This is a genomic window from Bartonella sp. AA86SXKL, from assembly GCF_042196885.1.
The window spans coordinates 1-23578 of sequence record NZ_JBHIRE010000006.1 but is presented as its reverse complement, the minus strand read 5'-3'; the positions used below and the strand labels follow the sequence as shown (position 1 = coordinate 23578).

The 23578-nt window shown below is 38.6% G+C and carries 13 protein-coding genes and 1 pseudogene; 5 read left to right on the top strand and 9 right to left on the bottom strand.

Going from position 1 to position 23578, the window contains the following annotated elements; translation table 11 throughout:
- Positions 1-1189 precede the first annotated feature (1189 nt).
- The 8 genes and pseudogenes from ACFIO5_RS04115 to ACFIO5_RS04080 form a co-directional block, all read right to left on the bottom strand.
- The gene (locus tag ACFIO5_RS04115) at positions 1190-6139 is read right to left on the bottom strand and encodes a DEAD/DEAH box helicase (RefSeq protein ID WP_375705112.1); all 4950 of its coding nucleotides are present in this window, start codon (positions 6137-6139) and stop codon (positions 1190-1192) included.
- A gap of 1590 nt (positions 6140-7729) precedes the next feature.
- The gene (locus ACFIO5_RS04110; RefSeq protein WP_375705111.1) at positions 7730-9718 is read right to left on the bottom strand and encodes a MacB family efflux pump subunit; all 1989 of its coding nucleotides are present in this window, start codon (positions 9716-9718) and stop codon (positions 7730-7732) included.
- A gap of 3 nt (positions 9719-9721) precedes the next feature.
- Positions 9722-10948 (bottom strand): efflux RND transporter periplasmic adaptor subunit, encoded by a 1227-nt coding sequence (locus ACFIO5_RS04105; protein WP_375633471.1) that lies wholly within the window; start codon positions 10946-10948, stop codon positions 9722-9724.
- Positions 10945-12426: an efflux transporter outer membrane subunit gene (locus ACFIO5_RS04100; RefSeq protein ID WP_375634390.1), complete on the bottom strand. Its 1482-nt coding sequence runs from the start codon at positions 12424-12426 to the stop codon at positions 10945-10947. The genes ACFIO5_RS04105 and ACFIO5_RS04100 overlap by 4 nt, the downstream gene beginning before the upstream one ends.
- Before the next feature lie 61 nt (positions 12427-12487).
- Positions 12488-13303, bottom strand: a complete 816-nt coding sequence (locus ACFIO5_RS04095) for an exodeoxyribonuclease III (RefSeq protein ID WP_375676976.1) — start codon at positions 13301-13303, stop codon at positions 12488-12490.
- Between the two features lie 33 nt (positions 13304-13336).
- Positions 13337-13945, bottom strand: a complete 609-nt coding sequence (locus tag ACFIO5_RS04090) for a LolA family protein (protein ID WP_375633473.1) — start codon at positions 13943-13945, stop codon at positions 13337-13339.
- A gap of 121 nt (positions 13946-14066) precedes the next feature.
- Positions 14067-14330: pseudogene (locus tag ACFIO5_RS04085) on the bottom strand (DNA translocase FtsK); the annotation flags it as partial.
- 706 nt (positions 14331-15036) lie between these two features.
- Positions 15037-17478, bottom strand: a complete 2442-nt coding sequence (locus tag ACFIO5_RS04080) for an FtsK/SpoIIIE family DNA translocase (protein WP_375633474.1) — start codon at positions 17476-17478, stop codon at positions 15037-15039.
- A 736-nt stretch (positions 17479-18214) separates the two neighbouring features.
- Between ACFIO5_RS04080 and ACFIO5_RS04075 the strand changes: the two genes are divergently transcribed.
- Entirely contained in the window at positions 18215-19492 is a 1278-nt protein-coding gene (locus ACFIO5_RS04075; RefSeq protein WP_375683252.1) for a ubiquinone biosynthesis hydroxylase, read from the top strand.
- A 1583-nt stretch (positions 19493-21075) separates the two neighbouring features.
- Here the strand turns inward: ACFIO5_RS04075 and ACFIO5_RS04070 are convergent.
- Positions 21076-21363 (bottom strand): H-NS histone family protein, encoded by a 288-nt coding sequence (locus ACFIO5_RS04070; protein WP_015857007.1) that lies wholly within the window; start codon positions 21361-21363, stop codon positions 21076-21078.
- Positions 21364-21491: 128 nt separating this feature from the next.
- Between ACFIO5_RS04070 and ACFIO5_RS04065 the strand changes: the two genes are divergently transcribed.
- From ACFIO5_RS04065 to trwL, 4 genes are all read left to right on the top strand, one after another.
- On the top strand, positions 21492-22106 hold the full coding sequence (locus ACFIO5_RS04065) for a hypothetical protein (RefSeq protein ID WP_375633477.1): 615 nt from the start codon (positions 21492-21494) through the stop codon (positions 22104-22106).
- A 56-nt stretch (positions 22107-22162) separates the two neighbouring features.
- Entirely contained in the window at positions 22163-22732 is a 570-nt protein-coding gene (locus ACFIO5_RS04060) for a lysozyme family protein (RefSeq protein WP_375683253.1), read from the top strand.
- Between the two features lie 129 nt (positions 22733-22861).
- On the top strand, positions 22862-23161 hold the full coding sequence (korA, locus tag ACFIO5_RS04055) for a KorA family transcriptional regulator (protein ID WP_375613158.1): 300 nt from the start codon (positions 22862-22864) through the stop codon (positions 23159-23161).
- A complete protein-coding gene (gene trwL / locus ACFIO5_RS04050) occupies positions 23124-23444 on the top strand; it encodes a VirB2 family type IV secretion system major pilin TrwL (protein WP_375683254.1) in 321 nt (106 codons plus the stop codon). The genes korA and trwL overlap by 38 nt, the downstream gene beginning before the upstream one ends.
- Positions 23445-23578 lie beyond the last annotated feature (134 nt).

Sequence of the window (23578 nt, the reverse complement as noted above, 5' to 3'; positions counted from 1 at the left end):
ATCTCTTACATCCCAAACATATCTCACAACACGTGATCTATCTAATGCCATCCCCAATATAGAAGACAGCTCTTGTAAATAAATCTTCCCAGATAGCTATAAGATCAAACTTGTCATAAAAATCTATTTACACCACTGTCTTACCCTTCATAAAAAATGCAAACCGCCCCACCCTATATTTTGCCACCCCCAAGTATTACGATAGCTCTTACGCCACTTGGGATGATTGGTAAGAGAAATGCTTTACGCCTTTCTTAAACACGCACATACCAACCTCATATGACATGCAAAGAAGTAATTTTAATAGATTTAAAATAAGAAAATTTATAATACTTAGATTTCTCATTTAACAGAGAGAACATTAAACTATCATTATAAATCAATATATTAGTAACTACTTCTTCATTCTAAAAAGCATCTTCATAAGAGCATTTTAGATCACAGATAGGAATAAGCTCAAAACGCACACCGCGACAAATACCCTACATTTTTTATCGCAATCTTTTTTGAAATCATTTCGCTCTCTAAGATCACTTTTTGTCTGGTTTCCTCTCCCAAAAAGAACGAAAATTTTTAAACTCTATTGATCTGTAAACAATAATAACTCAGCTTCTTGTCTAACGCGTTCCACCTGCTCACTTCAATATCAGAACACCTCAAAAGACAGATTTCATGAGAATTGTCATTTCCTCTCAACATCTCAAAAGGCGACGATTCTTATTAGCAACGATTTGTAAACAATCCACTTTCTCTGGACAGGTTCCACTCAGCTTCCCCATTTATATGGTTTACTCACATAAAGCTCGACAAGAAAACCCTTCCTGAGAATATTCATCACTACCGCTAAAGCTCATGCGTCATAATTTTAGCGACCTCACTGCCTAAGGTGCTTTATCACATACAATATATTGATTTATAATGAAATTTATTACGCTTCAACTTGAATGAGAGCTCTCAATATCATCAGATTCTCTCATTTCAAATCTGTTCTCTATTGAATCAATCAAAACCATTTTCTTGCACATCACATAGGACTTGCACATCACAAAGGAAGAGAGCCTGCGCAGCGTAAAACTGTACAAGAAAGACATGCCTCTTATGGACGTGTCTCAAGTGCCAAGGGCTGTCGCAATACCCACGAGCTGACAAGGTGTGTGATAGTGCCAGTTTGTTACGACACAGCGCTATTTTACCGCACAATGGATAATTTAACCTTTTCAGTTTCTCTCACTTCCAATTTTGGCAGGTTGCGCACAATTTTCATTGTTTCCAAGCTTACAGTAATAACCCGCTGAAACAATTCCAATGGATAAGCTGGATTACCCACCGTTTCAACAGCATAGCGATTGGCATCATTCACAATCCCACTCGCTTTATCCGTTTTGACAACCTGCCGCTCCATAACCCATTCAAGAGCAGGCCTGCCATTGATCACATACTCATAAGCTTCAAGAGGAATATTCTGCATCGTGATATTCGCATTATAAACCACGGTGCTTTTGTCAATAGCACCACGCTTACCAGCAAATTTCATTGCTTCAACACGATAAAAACTCTTCTCATCAGAAATCACCCAAGTTCTTGGATCACCCTGTTTATAGGTAACGGGATAGGGTTCAACCTCTTCATAATTCATATGCAAATCACCAAGCTTTCGCCCCGCTGTAACAAAAGCCCAAAAATCCTCTACCTTTTTAACTGTTGGAATACGCGGCAATTGTTTAGACAGATTATGCGCATAACGAGCACGATAATCTTCAGAATGCAAAATCCCATAAACATAATAAAACAAATCATCCTTTGTTATCATTTCGCCAGGATAAGCTGCCTTAAAATAAGCCAACCCTTCGTCCGTAAGAGCATCACGCCGCTCTAAACCAGTTTCTTTGCTTTCCTCTGCAAAATTTGCAAACAAATGAACCTGATCCCCCTCCTTATTTTTCAAGGACACAGTATCTTCATAAACATACCGTGGAAAACATTGACCAGTATCCATTGCATGAAGATTAGATAAATTCTTAGTCATCAGAACAGAAAATCCACTGCTTGCTCCAATTCCCGTAACTTGTATCACCTTATTTTCAGCCGCTTGTTCCAGAGGAAAAATACGTGGCATTTGTAAAACTCTATGGTTAAAAACACGATTGTAATAGAGCCACTGTTGTGTAAAAGGACGATAAAGGCTCTGAGTAATATACGTATCTTTAAATTTAAAAGCTTTCCCCCTTATTAATTCTTCTTTAAGGCTACTACTCCAACTAATCTTTCTAGAATCTGTATTGACAAAATCGTTCACAGCATTTGCACGTGCTTTGCGATCAGAATGTAGATACGCAGCATTAAAACGCTCTACTTCACTGTTATAAAAAGCAATCATATTGCTCATATTCTTTGCTAAAGCTTCACGACTTGAGTTATATGTCCAAGCATCACGACTAGTTTGTATACCGCCAGAAAAATTTTCAAAGAGCCTTTTATCACTGCCTTTCTTGTCACCTAAGGCTAGAAATTTTTCAAAATCATTATTGCGCTGATTCAGCCAATCGCCATGCTCATCAGGTGTAATCATCTGCCAGCTGTGTTCACGTGTGATACCACCAATACTCCCCAACCTCTGAAGTTCACGGAGCTTTTCTTTTGCTGTGAGATAATCTCCAATATCACGAAAATATATTTTCCCATGCTGTTGTGCATCCGGATTTTTAACCAAAATGGAAATCGCAATAGGTGCGCGAGACCCAGAACCAAAAATCTTTCCCCCCTCCTTTCGAGAGAGTTCTCCAGAAGTTCGTTGATTCCCCCGCAAATGGAAAATATAAAGGCTGCTAAATTCCTCGATTAAACATTTTCGTAAACCATCCGTAGAGTAACTACTGATAAAACCTGCATTTGTCACAAAACCAATAACACCACAGTCTTTTATACGGTCACTTGCCCAACGAATGGCACGAATATAACTGTCATAAAGTCCATTAACATTGCTTGCTTTAGATTGAGCGGCATAGGTTTCACGAATGCGACGATCCAATTTAGGATAGCCAATATTCTGCGCATTGTCGTTTTCACTTTTTTGTCCAGAAGAATAAGGGGGGTTGCCAACAATAACACGAATATCCAGTTCCTTCTGGTGCGCCCGACGTGTACTGTTATCCACCAGCAAATCACTGATCAGGTCTTTTTCTTGCTCATAAAGCTGGAATGTATCGGTTAAACAAATTCCCTCAAACGGAACATAATCGCCCCCCATCAGACCATGATAGGTCGTCTCAATATTAATGGCTGCAATATAATAGGCTAAAAGCACGATTTCATTGGCATGAATTTCACGACAAAATTTGTGTTTCACTTCTTCTGGCTTTATCAGACCCGATTGTAAAAGCCGCGTGATAAAAGTTCCCGTTCCAGTAAAAGGATCCATGATGTGCACACCCGGTGAGCCAAGCGTTTGCCCAAATTCTTGCTCTAAGACATCATTGACAGAGTGCAAAATAAAATCCACAACCTCGACGGGGGTATAAACAATGCCTAGTTTTTCTACAGTGCGTGGAAAAGCATAACGAAAAAACTTATCATAAAGCTCTACAATCAACCTCTGTTTTGCTTTTGGATCCGTAATGCCACTGGCTCGTAATTTTACACTTGCGTAAAATTTTTCCAGATCTTTGGATTCCTTATCAAGATTTGCCTCATCAAGCACATCAAGCATACGCTGCATAGCACGCGAGACAGGATTCTCACGTGTGAACTGATAGCCTTCAAACAACACCTGAAAGACAGGACGCGTGATAATATGCTGTGCCAACATCTCAATCGCATCAGCTTCTGTAACAGCATCATTTAAGTCATCACGCAGTTCTGCCACAAACCTGTCAAAGGCTTGACGCGCCTCAGTATTTGGCTCTGCCAGAATGCCTGTTAAGCGCGTGATATGATTCTTAGCAATTTCAGCAATATTGCTCGCCCAATCCTCCCAATAATCACGTGTCCCACATTTCTTGACAATCTTTGCCATGATGGCACGAGAAATCTCATCCACAGGGAAAGCAAGCTCCCCTTGTCCATCTGTAAAAAGGACATCACGCTCCGCTGTACCAATGCCCAATCGTGCTGGTTGTGCGCGTAGTGGAAGATTGTCTACAACAGCCGTAATAGCCTTTAATTCAGTGCTCTGCGTGACACCAATAATCTCAATCACATTGCTGATATCTTGCCCGAGGGATGCCTTATTAATCGTCGCATCAAAACGATCATCATGCGCACGCAAAGCATTTAAAATTTGCCAGATAACCCGATATTTATCATTGTTGTTCAAAGCCTGTTCCACTGGAGTATCAGGAGGAATACCAATTGGCAAAATGACATATCCCATCTTTTTACCTTCAGAGCGACGCATCACCCGCCCAACCGCTTGCACAACATCAATCTGGCTTTTGCGTGGATTTAAAAACATGATCGCATCAAGAGCCGGAACATCCACCCCCTCAGACAAACACCGAGCATTGGTCAAAATACGACAAACATCCTCACCACTATCAGCTTTCAACCAGTCAAGTAATGCACCACGATCCTTCGCATTAAAAGTGCCATCAACATGCTCAATTTCACACTTCAGAAAATGCTCATTTTCTGTATCCTCTTTCGTATAATCAAGATATTCTCTAACAACCGTAGAAAACTCATCACGCACAAGTTCAGAACTTTTAATAGTTTTACAAAACGCTAAAGCACGATGCATAGGATATAAATCCGCACCAACATCAGCCTTCATATTTTGTTTTGTCAAAGCCTTATAACAGCCAATAATCTTTGTTGCATCATCAAGAATAAGCTCAGTATCGCTATCACTAAGGCGCTTCTGAACAGCGGAACTGACCAATTTTTCGTCCATTGCTAAGACAATAACCTTATAATCTGTTAAAAGATCATTTTGTACTGCCCATGAAAAACCCCGATAAAAAAGTGTTTTACCAAAAAGCTTTTCATCATCCATAGAAGCAAGAACAGCATTAACTTCATTCGCGCGACTTTTTGCGTTATCACCAAAAATACGTGGTGTCGCTGTCATATAAAGGCGTTTCTTGGCACGAATAACATCATTGGAATGCACCTTAACAAAATTGGATTCATCCTCGCCCACCAGCGTTGCCCCTGTTGTACGGTGCGCTTCATCACAAATGATAAGATCAAATGTTGGCAAACCATAGTTTTTCTGAGCATCAGCAATCACCTGAATAGATTGATAGGTTGCAAACACCACGGTCATCTTATCTGCAACACTCTTCGCCACCTGTTCTGCAAGTTTAGCAGCATCGGTTGTCGCCGGAAAAGCAAGATCAAACACATCAATTTCAGCAACATCATCACTATTTTTACGACGCTTTCCCACTTGTGTATCGGAACAAACAGCAAAGGATCTCAATCCGATTCCTGCATCCGTTGTCCATTCACGGACCGTCTGTGACATCAGTGCCAAGGAAGGAACAAGAAACAAAACAAACTTGCCTTCACCCGCCAAATCCTCAGCAATTTTAAGACTGGTAAATGTCTTACCAGTACCACAAGCCATAATAAGCTTCCCCCGATCTGCTTGAGCAAGCCCAGCACGCACATCACGCAATGCTTCCAATTGATGTGGACGCAACTTCTTTTTATCCTCCAAAACAACTTTGCCCTGGGCTGCAAAAGTTTCCCAACAGATCGGACTTTGTTGTATATCGGAAAGATTAATCCGTATAACAGGAATATCCTGCCCCCGTATCATTGTTTCAGCGTTATCACTCCAAGCACTTTCAGTACTATCTATAATAACACGCCGCTTGAATGGAGCTTTCCCTGATGCCGAAATAAAACTATCAATATCTGCTTTTTTAATTCGATAGGCTGCATCATAAAATTTACATTGGATTGCTGCAAACCCCTCTTCATCACGAAGCTTTGCCACAAGATCAATACCGGTATCCCGACCATCCCAACCATTTTCATGAGCCCAATCTTTAAAGGTTTGAACCTTTTCATAACACCCAAACTGAAGAGGATCATATATTAGATAAGCAAGAGCAAAACGCTCAAAATATGTACCTTTATCTCGTTCGGTACGCGCTTCATCACGATATGTCTGTAAAAGCGATTGCAGCGTCATGCTTCCCCCCAATGAAAAATACCTTCAATTATCGAATCTAAACCAATTCGTCAATGCCTCTTGTTCTACCCAAAAAACTTAAAAAAGCTTAAAATTGCTTGATTTTAAGACATTTCTTCTATGCTTAATTAAATCAACAATAGAGAATCTTTTGATCCTTTTGAGTATCCCCCAAATCATATGATGCATTTATTGATGTCTATATCCCTATGGAAATAAACGGTAAGGCGTGATGATTTTGAAAATATTTTTTGCCTTTTGTTAAGAATACAAAATAAAGTGCGCAATAATTTTAGGATTTAGCTTAGGAATGAGAGGGGGGAAATGGATACGACACCTGCGAACACACAAGACACCAAGGAAGAAACTCCACACACAAAACAGCGCATTTTACGAACGATCATGCATATAATTTCACTATAATACGCAAAATATTAGTCGTGATATTCAAAATATTGATTTTTGAAATATTTCTTTATCTTTTGTTCTTTCGTAGACTAATTATTCGCTTCTTATACTTTATAGCGGGTGGCTTTAGAATTCTTTTTTATCTGTATCGGACTTGTAGCAGGAGGGAGAATACCATACCAACTAGACATACCATTGCTCATCACTAGCGCCATTATGTTCTTTAGCAGCATAACTGCAGCTTGGTATTACGATGTTCTCTTACTTCATCTCATACCTGCTGAATATGAGCTTATTCTTTTTCAATGAATGAAAACCCTTTTCATTCATACATCATTCAAAATAAGAAGCGATCCGCCTCTCAAACTTTTTGTCGTCCTCACCAAACTCATGAAATAAGGCAGAAAAAAGCGATACCTTAAACAAAATATTCTAAAGAAGCTACGTTACTTAAATAAAGGAACAGAAAATGACAGTGTCTTAGGTCACATTTTAAAACTTGAGCAAGATCATAATTTATTTGCATAAACCTAAACACCTATAATTTGCACCACCCTCTGCAAAACCAAAAGTGAGAAATCCACATAACCTCTTTTCCGAAAATCTTAAAAAGACTAAACGAAACCTCTTAAACTGCTCAGCTATCTCGATACCAGTTCATTTTTTTGGAAGAACGGAGGTTTAAGCTGTTTTTGGCATCAACCTTCTTTTTTGTTCTTTTGTTTGTTAGCAGATATACTATTCACTACCCCGCCTCTTTTTAAATTAAATCTTAAGAATCGTCGCGCAATATATTTCATTTGTCCTCCTCTTCATATCTCAGAAGACAAAGATTTTTAACAAAATTCAGTCTGCAAGCAATCTCATTCTAACGGGTTCCATTTAACTTCTCCTTAATAGGATTTACTTCCATAAGACTTGACAAGAAAGATTTAAAAATATTCATCATGCATTCTCAAAACATTTAATGCCTCAAGAAGGCTTATATGCCTACCACATCTCACATGATGTGGTGCGCTATAAGAAACGTTCACCTCTAGTGGTACGCTCCACTTAACGAACAAAGCGTTTTCTAAAATAGAGCAGCAAATAATGCTAAACTTTTCCCATTCATGTTTTGCTTCATAAACGCTTCATCCAAGTGGAAAGCATCACGAACAAACATGCCCAAATTGATAAAGTCTAATCGCGTGAAAGAGCGACAACAGGGTCAAGCCGTGAAGCTTGCCGCGCTGGAGAAAAGCCAAAACATATTCCTATGAGGGTTGAAAAAGTAAGAGACATAATGATCGATTCAATGGTATAGATAAGATGGATAGGTGCCTTAAACAGAAGGAACAAGCCACCGATAGAAAGCCCAAGCAAGATCCCCAAACCACCACCAATGACACAAACCAACACCGCTTCAATGAGAAACTGCTGCAAAATATCACTTTGGCGTGCACCAACTGCCATACGCACACCAATTTCATTGATCCGCTCAGAAACGGTGACCAGCATAATATTCATCACCCCAATACCACCTACAATCAGGGAAATCGCTGCAATTGAAGAAATTAAAAGTGTTAAGATATGTGTACTCTCCATGATACGTTCACGAAAGAATTCTGAATTTCTAATGAAAAAATCTTCTCCACCATGCCGCATAATGAGAAAACGTTTCACCATGTTTTCCGCTAAATGTGAATCGACATCATCAGCAATCCTAACAGTAATTGCACGAACTTCTGTTGTACCAAGAAAACGCGTTTGCACTGTTGTATAGGGCAAATAAAGCTGTAATGTATTTGATGTGTTTCCATTTGCGTGATTTTGCGAATCAACAACACCAATAATACGCGCTGGAACATTACCCACATGCACCACTTTGCCAAGAGGGCTTTCATGGCTATGGGGAAAAAGAACAGACAATGCTTCTTTTTCAATCACGAGATCAACCGCCCGATCATGCACACTTTTTTGATCAAAAAACTGTCCTTTGAAAACTTTAAGCCCCTGTGTCTGAAAGAATTGTTCTCCCACCCCCACAATGATAGCATTGACTTCAACTGCACCAAAACGCACTTTTGAGCTTGTTGAAATCTGAGGTGTTACACCAGAAACATAAGGTAACCCAGACAAGGCTTCTGCATCAGCTTCAACCAAACTGGTTATTTTTTCTGCTTGTGGATCAGAAAAACTTTTGCCAGGAAAAATGGTTAATGTATTAGCACCCAAACTTTTAAAATTTTCCAGAATTTTCTCTCGTGTACCATTCCCTAAAGCCACCATAGCAATAATCGCCCCAATACCGATAATCACCCCAAGCATTGTTAGAAAAGTCCGCATGCGATGTGCATTCATTGCCAACAGAGCCATCACAAACGCCTCACGGAATCGCTCAACAAAAGAACGAAAAAAGCCCAGTTTTTGTTGGCCTTTTAGATTTTGTTGTTCCTGAAGAGATTTTCCACCAACTTTTGTTTTTGCAACCCTTGACCGCTTATCAGCAATAATTTCCCCATCACTGATTTCGATAATACGCTCTGCTCTTTCAGCCACCTGCATATCATGGGTTACAATGATAATAGTACGTCCCTCTTGATGAAGTTCATCCAAAATATGCAATACTTCTTGCCCACTCTTTTTGTCCAATGCACCAGTTGGTTCATCTGCAAGAATGACCTCCGCATTATTCATGAGCGCCCGAGCAATAGAAACACGTTGTTGCTGACCACCGGACAGCTGATTTGGACGATGATTTATCCGATCACCCATGCCCAAACGTGTTAAAAGATCCTGTGCCCGCTTTTTCCTTGCTTCCACGGCACTTCCCGCATAAATAGCCGGAATTTCAACATTACCAAGAGCTGTCAATTCATTCAACAAATGGTAACGCTGAAAAATAAAACCAAAATGATTACGTCGCAAAGCCGACAATTCATCCGCAGAAAGGGAAGCTATTTCTTTACCAGAGATCCAATAACGGCCAGAAGTTGGACGGTCAAGACAGCCTAAAATATTCATCAAGGTAGATTTACCTGAACCGGAAGCACCTACAATTGCCACCATTTCACCACGTTTAATGGTAAGATTGATGTTTTTCAAAACGGTAACAAACGCTTCGCCCGCAGGAAATTTACGCACAATATTTTCCAAGACGAAGACAGCATCTGCTTGATTTGTGCTCATGCTTTAACTCTCGTCTTCGCTATGCATGTTAGAAGACTCGGGCATCACTCCATCAGACGAACTGGTGACGACGACATCACCCTCGTTAAGTCCTGAAATAATCTCTGCCATAACCTTATTATTCAACCCAACGCTCACCTGTTTAGTAACCAACTTATTTTCCCCCACCAAAACAGAAACCCATGCTTTACGCTCTCTTGTCTCATCGCGTAAAGCATTACTTGGAACCAACAAGACATTCTGTGCGCGCCCTAAGATAATATGAACTTGAGCAGTCATATAGGTTCGCAAAAAATTGTCCGCATTATCAACATGTAGAATTCCGTTATAATAAATAGCCGATGAGATTAAAGCACTAGAACCACTCACCATACCAGGATTAATACTCACATCAGCACGAATTGTTTCAGGAGCCGGCTCTACTTTTTCTAAAACGCCTTCATAACGACGCTGTGAATTACCTAGAACTGTAAAATAAAGTGGTTGTCCAGCTCGGACTTTAAGAACATCTGCTTCTGAGATTTGCGCCTTGATCGTCATCTTTGATAAATCACCCAAAATAACAATTGTTGGCGCCGACTGAACCGCATTCACATTCTGCCCTTCTTCCACAACTGTTGCCAAAACCGTTCCCGCTGAAGGGGCAGTGATGCGTGTATAACCTAAATTAACCTCTGCACTCTCCACATCAATTTGTGCTTGCACAATCTGCTGACGAAGTTGTTCAATTTGCGCCTCGCGTATTTTCACCTGTGTCGTAGCCTCATCGAGGTTCGCACGTGAAACCGCACGTGTTTCAATCATTTTTTTCTGACGCTCTAAATTTTTCTGTGCAAGAGAAAGATAGGCTTCTTGTTCTACCAAACTCGCATAATAATGCGATAATGCTGCTTTTTTTCTTTTTAAATCATTTTCCTGATCTGTAGGATCAATTTCTGCTAAGAGATCGCCTTCTTTCACAACACTCCCAGGGGAAACATGCATTGACACCACACGCCCTGTTGCTCGCGCACCAACTGCCACCAACCGGTAAGGACGTACAAGACCAGAAGCTAAAACACTTTCCTCAATATCCCCACGCTTCACCACCGCTGTTATATAAGTTGGAGTAGATGTTCCAAAAAAAACAGAACGCAACCATAAAAACAAGAGAATGAGAAATATAGCAGTTAAAAAGAAGGAAAGTTTTTTGTGTTTTGTAATGAAATTTTTGAGTAAGTTTTTTTTCATTTCCCTACCTTTGCACGCGAACGAGGTGCACCATCAACGACTTCCGGACGTGATACATCAACAACGCCATCCCAGCCCCCCCCCAATGCTTTCATCAACGTGATATATTGTGTAACCAAAGAAACACGGCTATCTTTAAGTGCCATTTGTGCAGAATAATAAGAGCGATCAGCATTTAACAATTCAAGAAAACTGGTATTTCCATTCTCAAAAAGACTCCGTGAAAGTTTTAAGGAATGAAGAGAAGCTTTATTCGCAATGATTAGCTTTTCTAAGCGTTGATGTTCTTTAGTTAATCTTACCAACGCATTTTCTACATCTTCTAAAGCTCCCAAAACAGCAGCCCGATAAGTAATAAAAGCTTGATCACGCTGTGCACGCGCGACAGCAATAGAAGCCTCAACCTGACCTCCATTAAAAAAAGGAAAACGCAGACCAGGTCCAAAAGACCAGCCAATCGTTGAATTTTTCCATAACTGATCTATCGCCGTTGCGGCTGTCGAAATATTACCTGTTAAAGTAAGTGATGGATAGCGATCTGCTTCACGTTGACCAATCCGCGCTGTCGCTTGCGCATATTGACGCTCTGCCCGTCGTAAATCCGGACGTGTTAACAAAATATCAGCTGGAATTCCTGCTGGTATCGGCCAGCGCGGTTGTGGAATCTTTGCATACTTAGCATTTTTTTGTAAAAGAGCCTTCAATGCCGTAGGCACACGACCAATTAAGACAGAAAGGCGATGAACGCTCATTGCTAAATTCGCTTCCATCTGTGATATATCTGCTTCTGTATTTGCCATTTGTGCTTGCGCATTTGAAACATCGAGCTCAGAAACATCACCAGCTGTTAATCTAGCACGCATCAATTCATAGGTTTTACGTTGTGATACAGCAATTTGACGCACAATCAACAATTTCTGTTGCCAACCACGCATTTGTACATAATTTGTTGCCACATCTCCTAACAATGTCACCATGGTAGCACGCATATCTTCCACAGCCGCATCAAGACCATAACGCGCTGCTTCAACCGCTCGTTTATGCCCACCAAAAAAATCAAGCTCCCAGCTTGCATCAAAACCACTACGGTATTGGTTTAACAATGCATCAGACTGTGCAGAATGACTACGGGTTCCTGAAATTGAATTGGACACATTTGGCAAAAGAGTTCCCACAACCTGTCCTAAACTCGCACGCGCCTCACGTACCCGAGCTTTGGCAACAGCAACATTATTATTTCCAGAAATCGCATAATCCATTAATGCATCTAGAACAGGGTCATTCAAACGCCGCCACCATCCGGCAAGCGCAACTGGCTGTCCAGCAGTCTGTGCAGATTTTTCTCCCCAAACTGCTGGAACACGAAAAGATGTTTTCTGGTAATTGGGACCAACCATACATCCTGACAAAAGCAACCACAACAAGACAATAGAAAGTAATCCACGAGAAGCGCCCCTTTTGAGATTTCTGATATACATCTAGTCTCCCGCATTCTTTCAGAATCATTATTTAATATTAATACTTTATTTACCTCTTATTTCAAACTTGACGTGAAAAATCAAATACAGTTTGCACAGGAATATGATCTGAAGGGCGTTCCCATCCGCGCGCATCACGAAAAATCGAAAGATCTACAACAAAAGGTGCTAAATCAGGAGAAGACCAAACATGATCAAGCCGCCGCCCATAATCGGTAAATGCCCAATCGCGTGCACGATAACTCCACCATGTATAAAGCTTGGTAGGAGCAGGAATATGCAACCGCATCAGATCAACCCATCCACCTTGACAACACAAATCCTGTAAACGCTTGGTTTCAATAGGAGTATGGCTTACAACCTTCAACAATTGCTGATGAGACCAAACATCCTCTGCCAAAGGAGCAATATTTAAATCGCCCACCAAAAGAGAAGAAAGACCATCTCCTTGATCCGCACGTATGGAAGACATTTCTTCTAAAAAATCAAGCTTATGACGAAATTTTTCATTCACATCAGCATCTGGAATATCTCCCCCAGCAGGAACATAAAAATTATGAATCCGCAAGCTTCTCCCATGGGCTTCCACAATAACTGAGATATAGCGACAATCTTGGTTTTGGCAAAAAAAACGCTTTTCTACCTTTTTAAAAGGCAAACGAGAAACAATAGCCACCCCGTTATAAGATTTTTGTCCACTCAATGCGATATGCTTATAACCCGCTGCTTCAAAAGCCTCCACTGGAAATAAAGCATCTGGACATTTTGTTTCCTGTAGACACAAAACATCTACGGAAAAGAGATCCAAATACTGAAAAACCTGTGCAAGACGCAAACGAATAGAATTAATATTCCAAGTTGCAATACGAAAGAACATTTGTTTTAATCCCAATGACGTAACACTCTTTCTTCATTTCTTCGAAGGAAGTGTGAACATCCCATTAGCGAACCGGACGTCTGTCCGCACATTCATAATCTGCACAGTAGTTTCCAAATTTTGTTGGTCAACAATTGTCCACTGTCGCAAAGCAGAGCCTTTAGAATCAAAAACCATCCTTATTTGCCCTGCCCCAATCGTTTTATCATGCAGAACAATCGTTACAGCCCCTGGATCTTCGCGAAATGCGAACAAGCGCCCAGAAGATACATCAATTTTATCATCCAACAAAAATTTCATTGGCGTTTGCGAAAGTTGTGAAAAGTTCCAAGTATTCAAAGCCCGATTGTTAATACCTACAAATTGGCCATCTGAAATAATCTGTAAAGGCATTTTTTTGTAAATGAAACGAATTTTCCCTGGGCGCTCTAAATAAAATGTCCCCTGAGACATTTTTCCCTTTGGACTAAACTGAATAAAATCACCTGTCATTGTTTTGATTGCCGCAAAGTGATTCACAACATTTTGCGCCTTTATCACTTTATTAGATGCTTGCGAAAAAACAGGAACAGTTAAACACCAAAAGATAATAATTCCCACCAACCCAAAGACTCTTCTTTGCGGTAAAAAAGACGTTTTCATAAAAAATGCTCCCAAGCAATACTTAATTGACTTTATAATTCATAACTTAAGTGATCAACGACGAATAAATACCCTTCTTTATAAGATAAAGATATTGTTTGAAAAAAATATCAAAAGATTTTTAAAAGTATTCTTCTTCGACAATCTCCAACACTTTTCGCTTACCCATATCATTAGCTGGACTAATGATGCCTTCTTCTTCTATCCTTTCGATCAATGTGGCGGCACGGTTATAACCAATGCCTAAACGACATTGAATATAAAAAGTTGAAGCCTTACGATCACGAAGCATAATAGCAACAGCTTGACAATAGGAATCATCTGCTAAAGAAAAAGCTAAAGAAACATCCTTTTTTATTTTTTGCGGTATCGTTTCCAAATAATCAGTCTGCGTTTAAGTTTCCGAAAGCATCCAAATTTCCTGCTTTTCTAAACGCATAATATATTCTTTTCCACCCCTAATCTATGAAGCAACATAAATTATAGTCAAGACATAATGGATTAAGGACTAAACATATTACTCGCAAACCTGAAAGCTCTTTTAAGTATCAAAAATACTTTTTTGACTTCCTTCTCACCCAAAAGAATAAAAATTTTCACCACAACCGCTCTGTAAACAGTTTGGAGTTTAGCAAATTTCACTTAGCTTCCCACCCCATATAATTCATTTATATTAAGACTCGACAGATCAGCCTTGCCCTAAATATTTAGAGCGCACTTAAAAAGACACTTAAATATCAAGTCTTACATGCTTTTACACCCCTACATTCGCAATAACATTATTTTATACCAAGATATTGATTTATAATAATTTATCTTTTTAACTTAAATCATAACGCCAAATACAATAAGATTCTTTCATCACATACTCTCTCATATTGAATCAACTCAAATCATTTGCTTGCACATTACAAGCAAGGTTGGTGTGTGGATAAAAGTTATATAAGATAAAGAATCCCCTTATAAAGAGTTCCAAGTGCCAAGGAGCTATCGCAAATCGAGAACTGGTGTATGAAAATGCAGACTTTCTACGATACAGTAAACAAACACTTGTTTTATAAGATATTATAAAAAACAACTATAAAGATTTTTCAAAAGCGCTCTTCTTCAGCAGGCACTAAAATTTCTCGTTTCCCTGCGTGATTTGCTGGACTAATGATACCTTCTTCTTCCATCCTCTCAATCAGTGTCGCAGCACGATTATAACCAATGCCTAAACGGCGTTGAATATAAGAAGTCGAAGCCTTACGATCACGAAGCACAATAGCAACAGCTTGACTATAGGGATCATCTTCTGAAGGAGAAGCCAAAGAAACATCAGCACCATCCTCTTCAACTTCTTGCGTAATTGTTTCCAAATAATCAGGTCGTGCTTGCGCTTTGAGATGCGCAACAACCTGCTCCACTTCATCATCCGCAACAAAAGGACCATGCACACGTTGAATACGTCCTCCTCCCATCATAAAGAGCATATCTCCTTGTCCCAATAATTGCTCGGCCCCCTGTTCACCTAAAATTGTTCGGCTATCAATTTTTGAACTCACAGAAAAAGAAATACGTGTAGGAAAATTGGCTTTGATCGTCCCAGTAATAACATCGACGGAAGGACGCTGTGTCGCCATAATCACGTGGATACCGGCAGCACGTGCCATTTGTGCCAAGCGTTGAACCGCGCCTTCAATGTCTTTACCAGCAACCATCATCAAATCAGCCATTTCATCAATAATGACAACAATATAGGGCATAGGACTAAAATCAAGTGTTTCCGTTTCATAAAGAGGCTCACCGGTCTCGCGATCAAATCCAACTTGAATTGTCCGCACCATTGTCTCTCCCTGACTTGCAGCTTCCCTAAGACGTGCATTAAACCCATCAATATTACGAACGCCTAGTTTTGACATTTTACTATAGCGTTCTTCCATTTCACGAACAGCCCACTTTAAAGCAATCACGGCTTTTTTAGGATCTGTCACCACGGGTGTTAATAAATGGGGAATGCCATCATAAACCGAAAGCTCAAGCATTTTCGGGTCCACCATAATGAGACGACATTGTTCAGGTGTCATACGATAAAGCAATGATAAAATCATTGTATTGATAGCAACAGACTTTCCCGATCCTGTTGTACCAGCAACCAAAAGATGGGGCATTTTTGCTAAATCTGCAACAACAGCTTCCCCCCCGATTGTCTTACCCAAAGCAAGTCCTAGCTTGGCTTTGCTGTCAATAAATTCTTGCGCCTGCAACATTTCTCGTAAATAAACCATCTCACGCTTTGCATTAGGCAATTCTATTCCAATAACATTACGTCCTGGAACCACCGCAACACGCGCCGAAATCGCACGCATCGAGCGTGCAATATCATCTGCCAAACCAATGATACGGGAAGACTTAATGCCTGCAGCCGGTTCAAATTCATACAAAGTTACCACCGGTCCAGGACAAGCATCTATAATTTTTCCTTTGACCCCAAAATCTAACAAAACCCCTTCAAGCTCCTGAGAATTTGCTCTTAAAATAGCAGGAGAAAGTTTTGCATCCTTAACAGACGGTGGTGGAACCGAAAGATAATCTACAAGAGGAAGAACAAAACCACCCTTTGAAGAAGCTGTTAAAGACTTTCGATTTTTAACAGGAGAAATATAGGCTTTATTTTGATTTTCCTCACACTTTACTTTTTCACCTAAAAAAGTTGGCTCAATCCGATCAAATGGCTTTCCTTGCCCTTTACTCTGAAAACGCCTTTTGAAACAGAATAAACGAAAAAAACGCGCTTGAAAAAAATAAAAAAGATGCAAAAGAGCGCCACAAGTTGTCGCAAAAAAACCATGATTTTCACGATCCTCCTCTGCGGCATATTCCGTATCTTCTTCCAACTCAAAGACTGGATTAACGATTTCGTCTTTGGGAATGCTTTTTTCTTTTCTTTTCTTTGTTCGACGCCGCCATATCACATTACCAGCAAAAGCAGCGGTGAAAAAACCTAAAAGAATAAAAACAACACTGAAAAACACCGTGTAAGGAGGAGAAAGAAAAAGAGGAAAGACTGAAGAAGCAACACTTAAAACTTTATCTCCTAAAACCCCTCCTAATCCCATTGGCAATGGCCAATAAGTAAAAGAAGCAACAGGTGACATAAGGGCAAAAGCAATTAAAAAACAAATCGTTGATAGCACCCATAAAAAAAAGCGCAAAGTCAAATTGTAGATATTCTTTTGCGCCAACAAGAGAAAAGACCAAAATAACGGTGGCAACAAAACAGAAAGACTTGCCAAGCCAAAAAACTGCATAATAAAATCTGAAAAAATTGCCCCCATCCACCCCATAAGGTTTGTAACCTCATTTGTACTTGCATGGGTTAAAGATGGATCCTCAACATTCCACGTCGCCAAAGCAAACACACAAAAAATAATAAAGCCCAAAAGCCCAAGCCCAATAAATACCCCTATCTGACGTAAAAACATCTCAATAAGACGCGAACCTTGAGAATTTCGCACTTCTAATGAATCATAAGGAGAAGAACTTCGGTGCATCTATCAATTCCAAATACAAAACTTTCATATTTTAAAGAGTTATAACTCCCTCTCTCTCTTAAAAAAGGATGAAGCTTAAAACTCTGTACCGATCTGTAAACAAATAGCCTGTAAACAATCCGACGTCTTATCTAGCGCGTTCTACCTTCTAACCACTTCATATCACTCATATATCACCACCCTAAGAGACTATCCTTCATAAGGCACACAAAAAGCTCTCCCAAGATATTTATCACACGATCAACCAAAAAACACCTCATGTGTTAAAATGTCACATGGGTCCTATAGGCACCTTCCTCAACAAATAATATTTTTTATGCTACATCATGATAACGGCAAAATATGAATACTGTTTTAACCATCACGAATGACAACAATTTTTTATCTATCATACTAACTAAATATCCCCCTTCAGGACAGGCATACTGAAGTAACTCACACAACTTAAAAAATACACGACCATCTTTGTTTATTTTTAGTTTTCTTTTTTATCAACCAAGTGTAAAAAGAATTGAAGAGGAATATTCAAAAAAGCTTATCCGATAAATCTGTAAGATGAATCACATAAATGATTAAGCAGAAAAACTCTGAAAAACCAATCCGTCATCAGATTGGCGCCAAAAAGAAACCTCGTTCTTGTAAAGCAGAGAGAAAAGTAAAAGTTAAGATATTTTAGGCAATGTAAAAAGATATTCTTTTTAAAAGAAAGCAAACTATAAACAATGGAAGAAGTATTGTGTGTTCTAATCGCAATAAAAACGTACAACCCAATAAAAAAATTAAATCTCATAAAACTAAACAATGTGATCTGCTCATTGCAGGGGGGGCAGCTGTCGGTTTAACCCTAGCGACAGCACTCAAGCAAACAGCCCCTAATCTGAAAATAAAAATCGTTGATGCTGCTCCACAAGGAGATACCCCTGCTTCTAACATACGAACCATTGCCCTTGCTGCTGCTTCTATTCGTATGTTAAAACAATTACAATGTTGGGAATCTATAAAACCCTATGCGCAACCCATTCATTCAATGATCATCACAGATACAAGCACAAATGATCCTGTCAAACCTACTCTTTTAACCTTTGAAGGCGACATTAATCCCGGCGAGCCCTTTGCTGCTATGGTAGAGCATAGAGAACTCATCAACACTTTAAAAAAACGTGTCAAAGATCTCAATATCCCTGTTATTACAAACACCCGTGTCATTGATTTTCATCAAGAAGACCAACATACAACCGTTACTTTAAATAATGAAGAGGTTTGGCAAACAAAATTGCTTATTGCAGCTGACGGAGCCCATTCGAAATTACGCCAAAAAGCAGATCTTAAAAACTTTTCTCATCTCTATAAACAAACAGCAATTATCTGCACAGTTGAACATGAAAAACCCCATAATGGTCAAGCAATTCAACATTTTTTACCTGCCGGTCCTTTTGCTCTTCTCCCTCTCAAAGGCAACCGATCCGCCATTGTGTGGAATGAAGATCATAAAACTGCGCAATATTATCTCAAAGCTGATGCACTTATTTTTGAAACAGAACTCGAAAGACGCATTGGCCATCGATTAGGCAAACTCTCTTGGGATGGCGAACGTCAAGCTTTTCCTTTGAGTCTTTCTTTAACACGTCAATGCGTTAAACCACGTTTTGCTCTCGTTGGCGATGCCGCCCATACCATCCACCCCATTGCAGGACAAGGACTCAATTTAGGATTACGCGATAGCGCTGCCCTCGCTGAAGTGATTATTGAAACAGCACGACTAGGTCTTGACATTGGCTCCCTCACGGCTTTAGAGCGCTATCAAAGCTGGAGACGTTTTGAAATTGTCCGTATGGCTTTAAGCAATGATTGGCTTAATAAACTCTTTTCTAATGATAGCCTTCTTTTACGGATGCTCCGCGATACCGGACTTGGAATCATTAATCAAGCACCAAAAATAAAAAAATACTTCATTCAAGAAGCTGCCGGACTCTCTCCAAATGCCCCACGTCTTCTACATGGCTTCCCACTTTAAGCAAAAATTCATACTATTTCACTTTTTTTACAACCTTTGCCTTCCTCCTTCAAAGAACAAAAAATTCCTATCTCATCCAATCTATTTACAAACCGGATTCCTGTCGAGTAATTTTTTTTTGACTTCCTCCTCCCATATTTCACTTAACATAAAACTCGACAAGCAAGCTACATTCTAAGAATATTCACCATGCACTGAAAAAACGTTTAATGTCTCAAAGAGGTTACCTTATATCACCACACCTTAAAAGAAGCCATTTCACGGCATAACAAAATAAACAAGACTTTTTAGCACACAACACTTTATTTACAATAATAAGTTCATTGTTCTCATATTGAGTGAGAAATCTAAAGATCATAAAATACCCTTATTTCAAATCTCTCTCACGTTGAAGCAATCAAAATCATTCGCTTGTACATCACAAGTGAGAGTGTCGTATAAATAAAAACAATTAAACAAAGCAACAAAAAGTCTCCCCCTCTCAAGAACTAAGGACTTTAGCAACATTGTAGGCGAGTAAAGTATATAATGGCGCCGGCTTATACTTTTTATTGAAGTAAAAATGGTGGTGTACAATGGATTTTATATGCTCATAGGGACTTTTACGTTATACTATTCACGAAAAGCGCTATAAAATAAGCTTAGTTGCATTGAAAAATTTTTCTTTTAAAAAAGCGCGTAAATTGGAAACATAAATGTATTCCGTTTGGGGCATTCTGCTTCTCAGACAAACTCTTTAACTTATTGTGGAATACCACACGACTTTAGAAAAAATATTCCAATATATAACAAAGTGTTCCGTACTCTATACCATCACACACAATTGTAAAACTGCATATCATCCCTCTATTTCACACCATAAAAGAAGATAAACTGCAATAGAAATGATCCAATCCTTTTATTTTCAAATACGCTCTTTATTCATTATTCATAAACGCTCATAAATGAGTTTTAATCACAAACGCTCAGAAATATGTCATAAATTCTATAAAACCCATAACAGCCATAGAAATTTTCCATTTTTCTATATACTCACTCATCTCAACTAAACGAACGATAAATAAAGTAAATGCCTCGTATATAATCTTACAGAAAAAAGACCAAACAAAACCTATAACATCAGGCTTGTTCTACAGAACAGTATTTCAAAAATATAAGTATGCTAATTTATTAACATATTAATTGATAAAATTATCATTTTACATATTGAGTTAAAATCCCTATGCAATAAATTATTCTCATTTCGACCATTTTTGTAAATAATCAATAAAACTCTTTATTTACATAGACTAAAAAGAGCACCGTTAATGAAACGATAAAAAGAAGTAAAATATCCCCCTCTCTCAAATGCCAAAAGCAATTACAATATTCCAATCTGGCATCATCATTATGCTTGCCAGATTATAACAACAAGACCTTTTGCATTTAAATAAACTTTTTCACGCTCCCTATCATTGTATTTGGTAACTCAATACTTTAATATATTCGTTCAGTATATTTATACAATTAAATTACCCAAAAGAGCATACTTCTTGCATTTACATTCCTTGGTATTCCCTTATCTTGTAAAGATCGCACACGTGTTACGTTACTTCGAGTTCATCAAGTGTATACCCATTCTCCAACCACTCTTTAATCCACTTAGGTCTACGTCCACGCCCATTCCATAATTCCCATTGGTTATTGGGATTTCTATAATGGCGCTCTTTGCTCACAAGATCAGCGATATCAATTCCATGGGCATTAGCAATTTCAAGAATTTTTCGTCGCGCATTTTGCTTTTCCTTTGCTTGCCGTTTTTTTAATTCCACATCGATTTGTGTACGCATCTCTTGTAGTTCATCAAAATTCATATTTTTGAGATCATTCACCTTAATTACTCCCCTTGCAAAAAAGAATTTCTTTTTGACATATTTTAAACACAATTATAGACAATTTTTGTCCATTTATTATCGAAATTAAAATTACGATACATATATCACTTTGACGGAGATGTGCTTTGAGCCACAAAGAACTGTTTATTGGTATATCAATTACCGCCACTGCATCTTTTTTCAGCTCAATCGCTGGAACTGCTAAATGCAGTGCTCAAACACCATCACACCTCTCTGACTCTCATGAATCAGTAGTCAAAAGTAAATATAAATCGTCACTCTATAAGTTATGGCAATACGCAACAAAGAACAAGCCCTCTCTGTATATTGATGGTGTAGTTCATTATGACAAGAAAACCTCCCCTCATACACAACGGCTTTTTACTTCGTATAAATTTTTTTTGAAAAGATTTTTGCAACTAGAGAATTATATAAAACAAGCAGCTTCAATACAGTATCAAAGATTATTATTTTTTAAAAGCAGCGCCTTTCTTCGTGATTCCAATAATATTAGTTGGCGTAATGTACTATATTTTATTCCACACTTTTATCTTGTTGGTTGGATATTCGCATATATTAGAAATATTCTTAGAAGAGAACAAAGCAATAATCACAAGGAATATTCTAAGCTAAACAATCTCATTCTACAAATTTATAAAATCAAAAGACAACGAGAAAAAGCACAACACAGAATTAGCATTTGTATTAATAAAATTCTTCATAATAAGGTGTATTGCTAATGATTGTTCCAGATTTCACATTTTTTGCTGCTGCATACATATCCAATATGCCTCCCATGACATTTTCAGTTGTTGCCGAACAAGAAACGCGGGACAATGTCTATGTAACAGATGATAAAGATAACTTCTTCTATCAATCATCTCAGCTTAAGGAAACAATCCCAATAACTGAACAGTTTAGCCAGAATAAACATAATTTTAACATAATTTTAGAGCAAATTGATGTTATAAATGTGAAATTGTTTTCTCTTTTTGATGCATTTGATTTTTGCGGAAATTTTACAGCTGTGCAAAGCGCTTTAACTTACTGCTATGAACAAACAACATCAAAGTGCATCTTTGAAAAAGCGACTTTGCAGTCTGTGCTGAATTTTTACAATACAGAAAACTCAAACCACACCTCTATGCAAAAAATTACTTCATATATTGGAGTAAAAGCTGCTGTACGAGGAAATGAAGGCTTGCAGGAGCCTGTAAAGCTTAAAAAAGAAGAACCAGAACAGACAACTAAAGTAGATTCTCTTCCTCTCTCTTCAAAAGGAGAGGAAGATGCATTTACACATAAAGAAAGTAGTGCCCACGATGCTTTTTCAGCTGAAGATTTTCTTCATCGAGAGGCTCGCTAGAGTGATGATTGATATTTTCACGAAAACCCAGAATTTTGATAGGATATTATAATGAAAGGTAGATAAGAAAATGTTAAAGCTCTAATTAGTAAGATTGAAAAAAATCTCTTCTAATTGAGGGCAAAGATAATGAAAATGATAGAACAAAACAGCGTTGATATGGCATTTAGTCAAAAAGCAGCACGTGAGATTACAGTCGTGATGCTTTCAGAAAGGGAATGGTATTTCACGTTTATTTCCGATGATCCAATCACCGGAAAACCAAATAAATATACGTTACTTACACAAAGAGGAAAACTAAGAACTTGGGCTGATCCAAAATATCTTTTTAAGTTTCTTCATGAACGAGGGGTCATTTGTGGGAGTTTTAATCTTAATCAGGATAAAGAACATGAAACAATTAAATATTCTTCACACAACAGCTCGTAATAAAATTGCTGCATTTTCAGCAGCTTTGACCATATTTTTTATGAATAGTTCTGCTCATGCACAAGCCAAAGTAAAAACTTTACAAAATGCAGAGACGGCTCTAAAGGATTTACAGACAGACTTAAAAGTAATTATCCCTATCGCTGCTGCCGTTATACTGTTGTGCTTAGCAATTGGCTATGCAGGACGCTACATCGGAAAAGACACTTTTGTACGTTGGGCAGTAGGTGTTGTCGTCGCAGGTTCTGCAACCCAACTTGTTACTCTGCTATTTAAGCCATAGTGGCGTTAATTATGACTCATAAAATACAATATGTTTATTTATATAAAAATATTATCTAGATTTTAATAAGAGTGAAATATGCAAAAATTAACTAGTATTCAATCGAAAAGTAACAACAAAATCATCGCAATTTC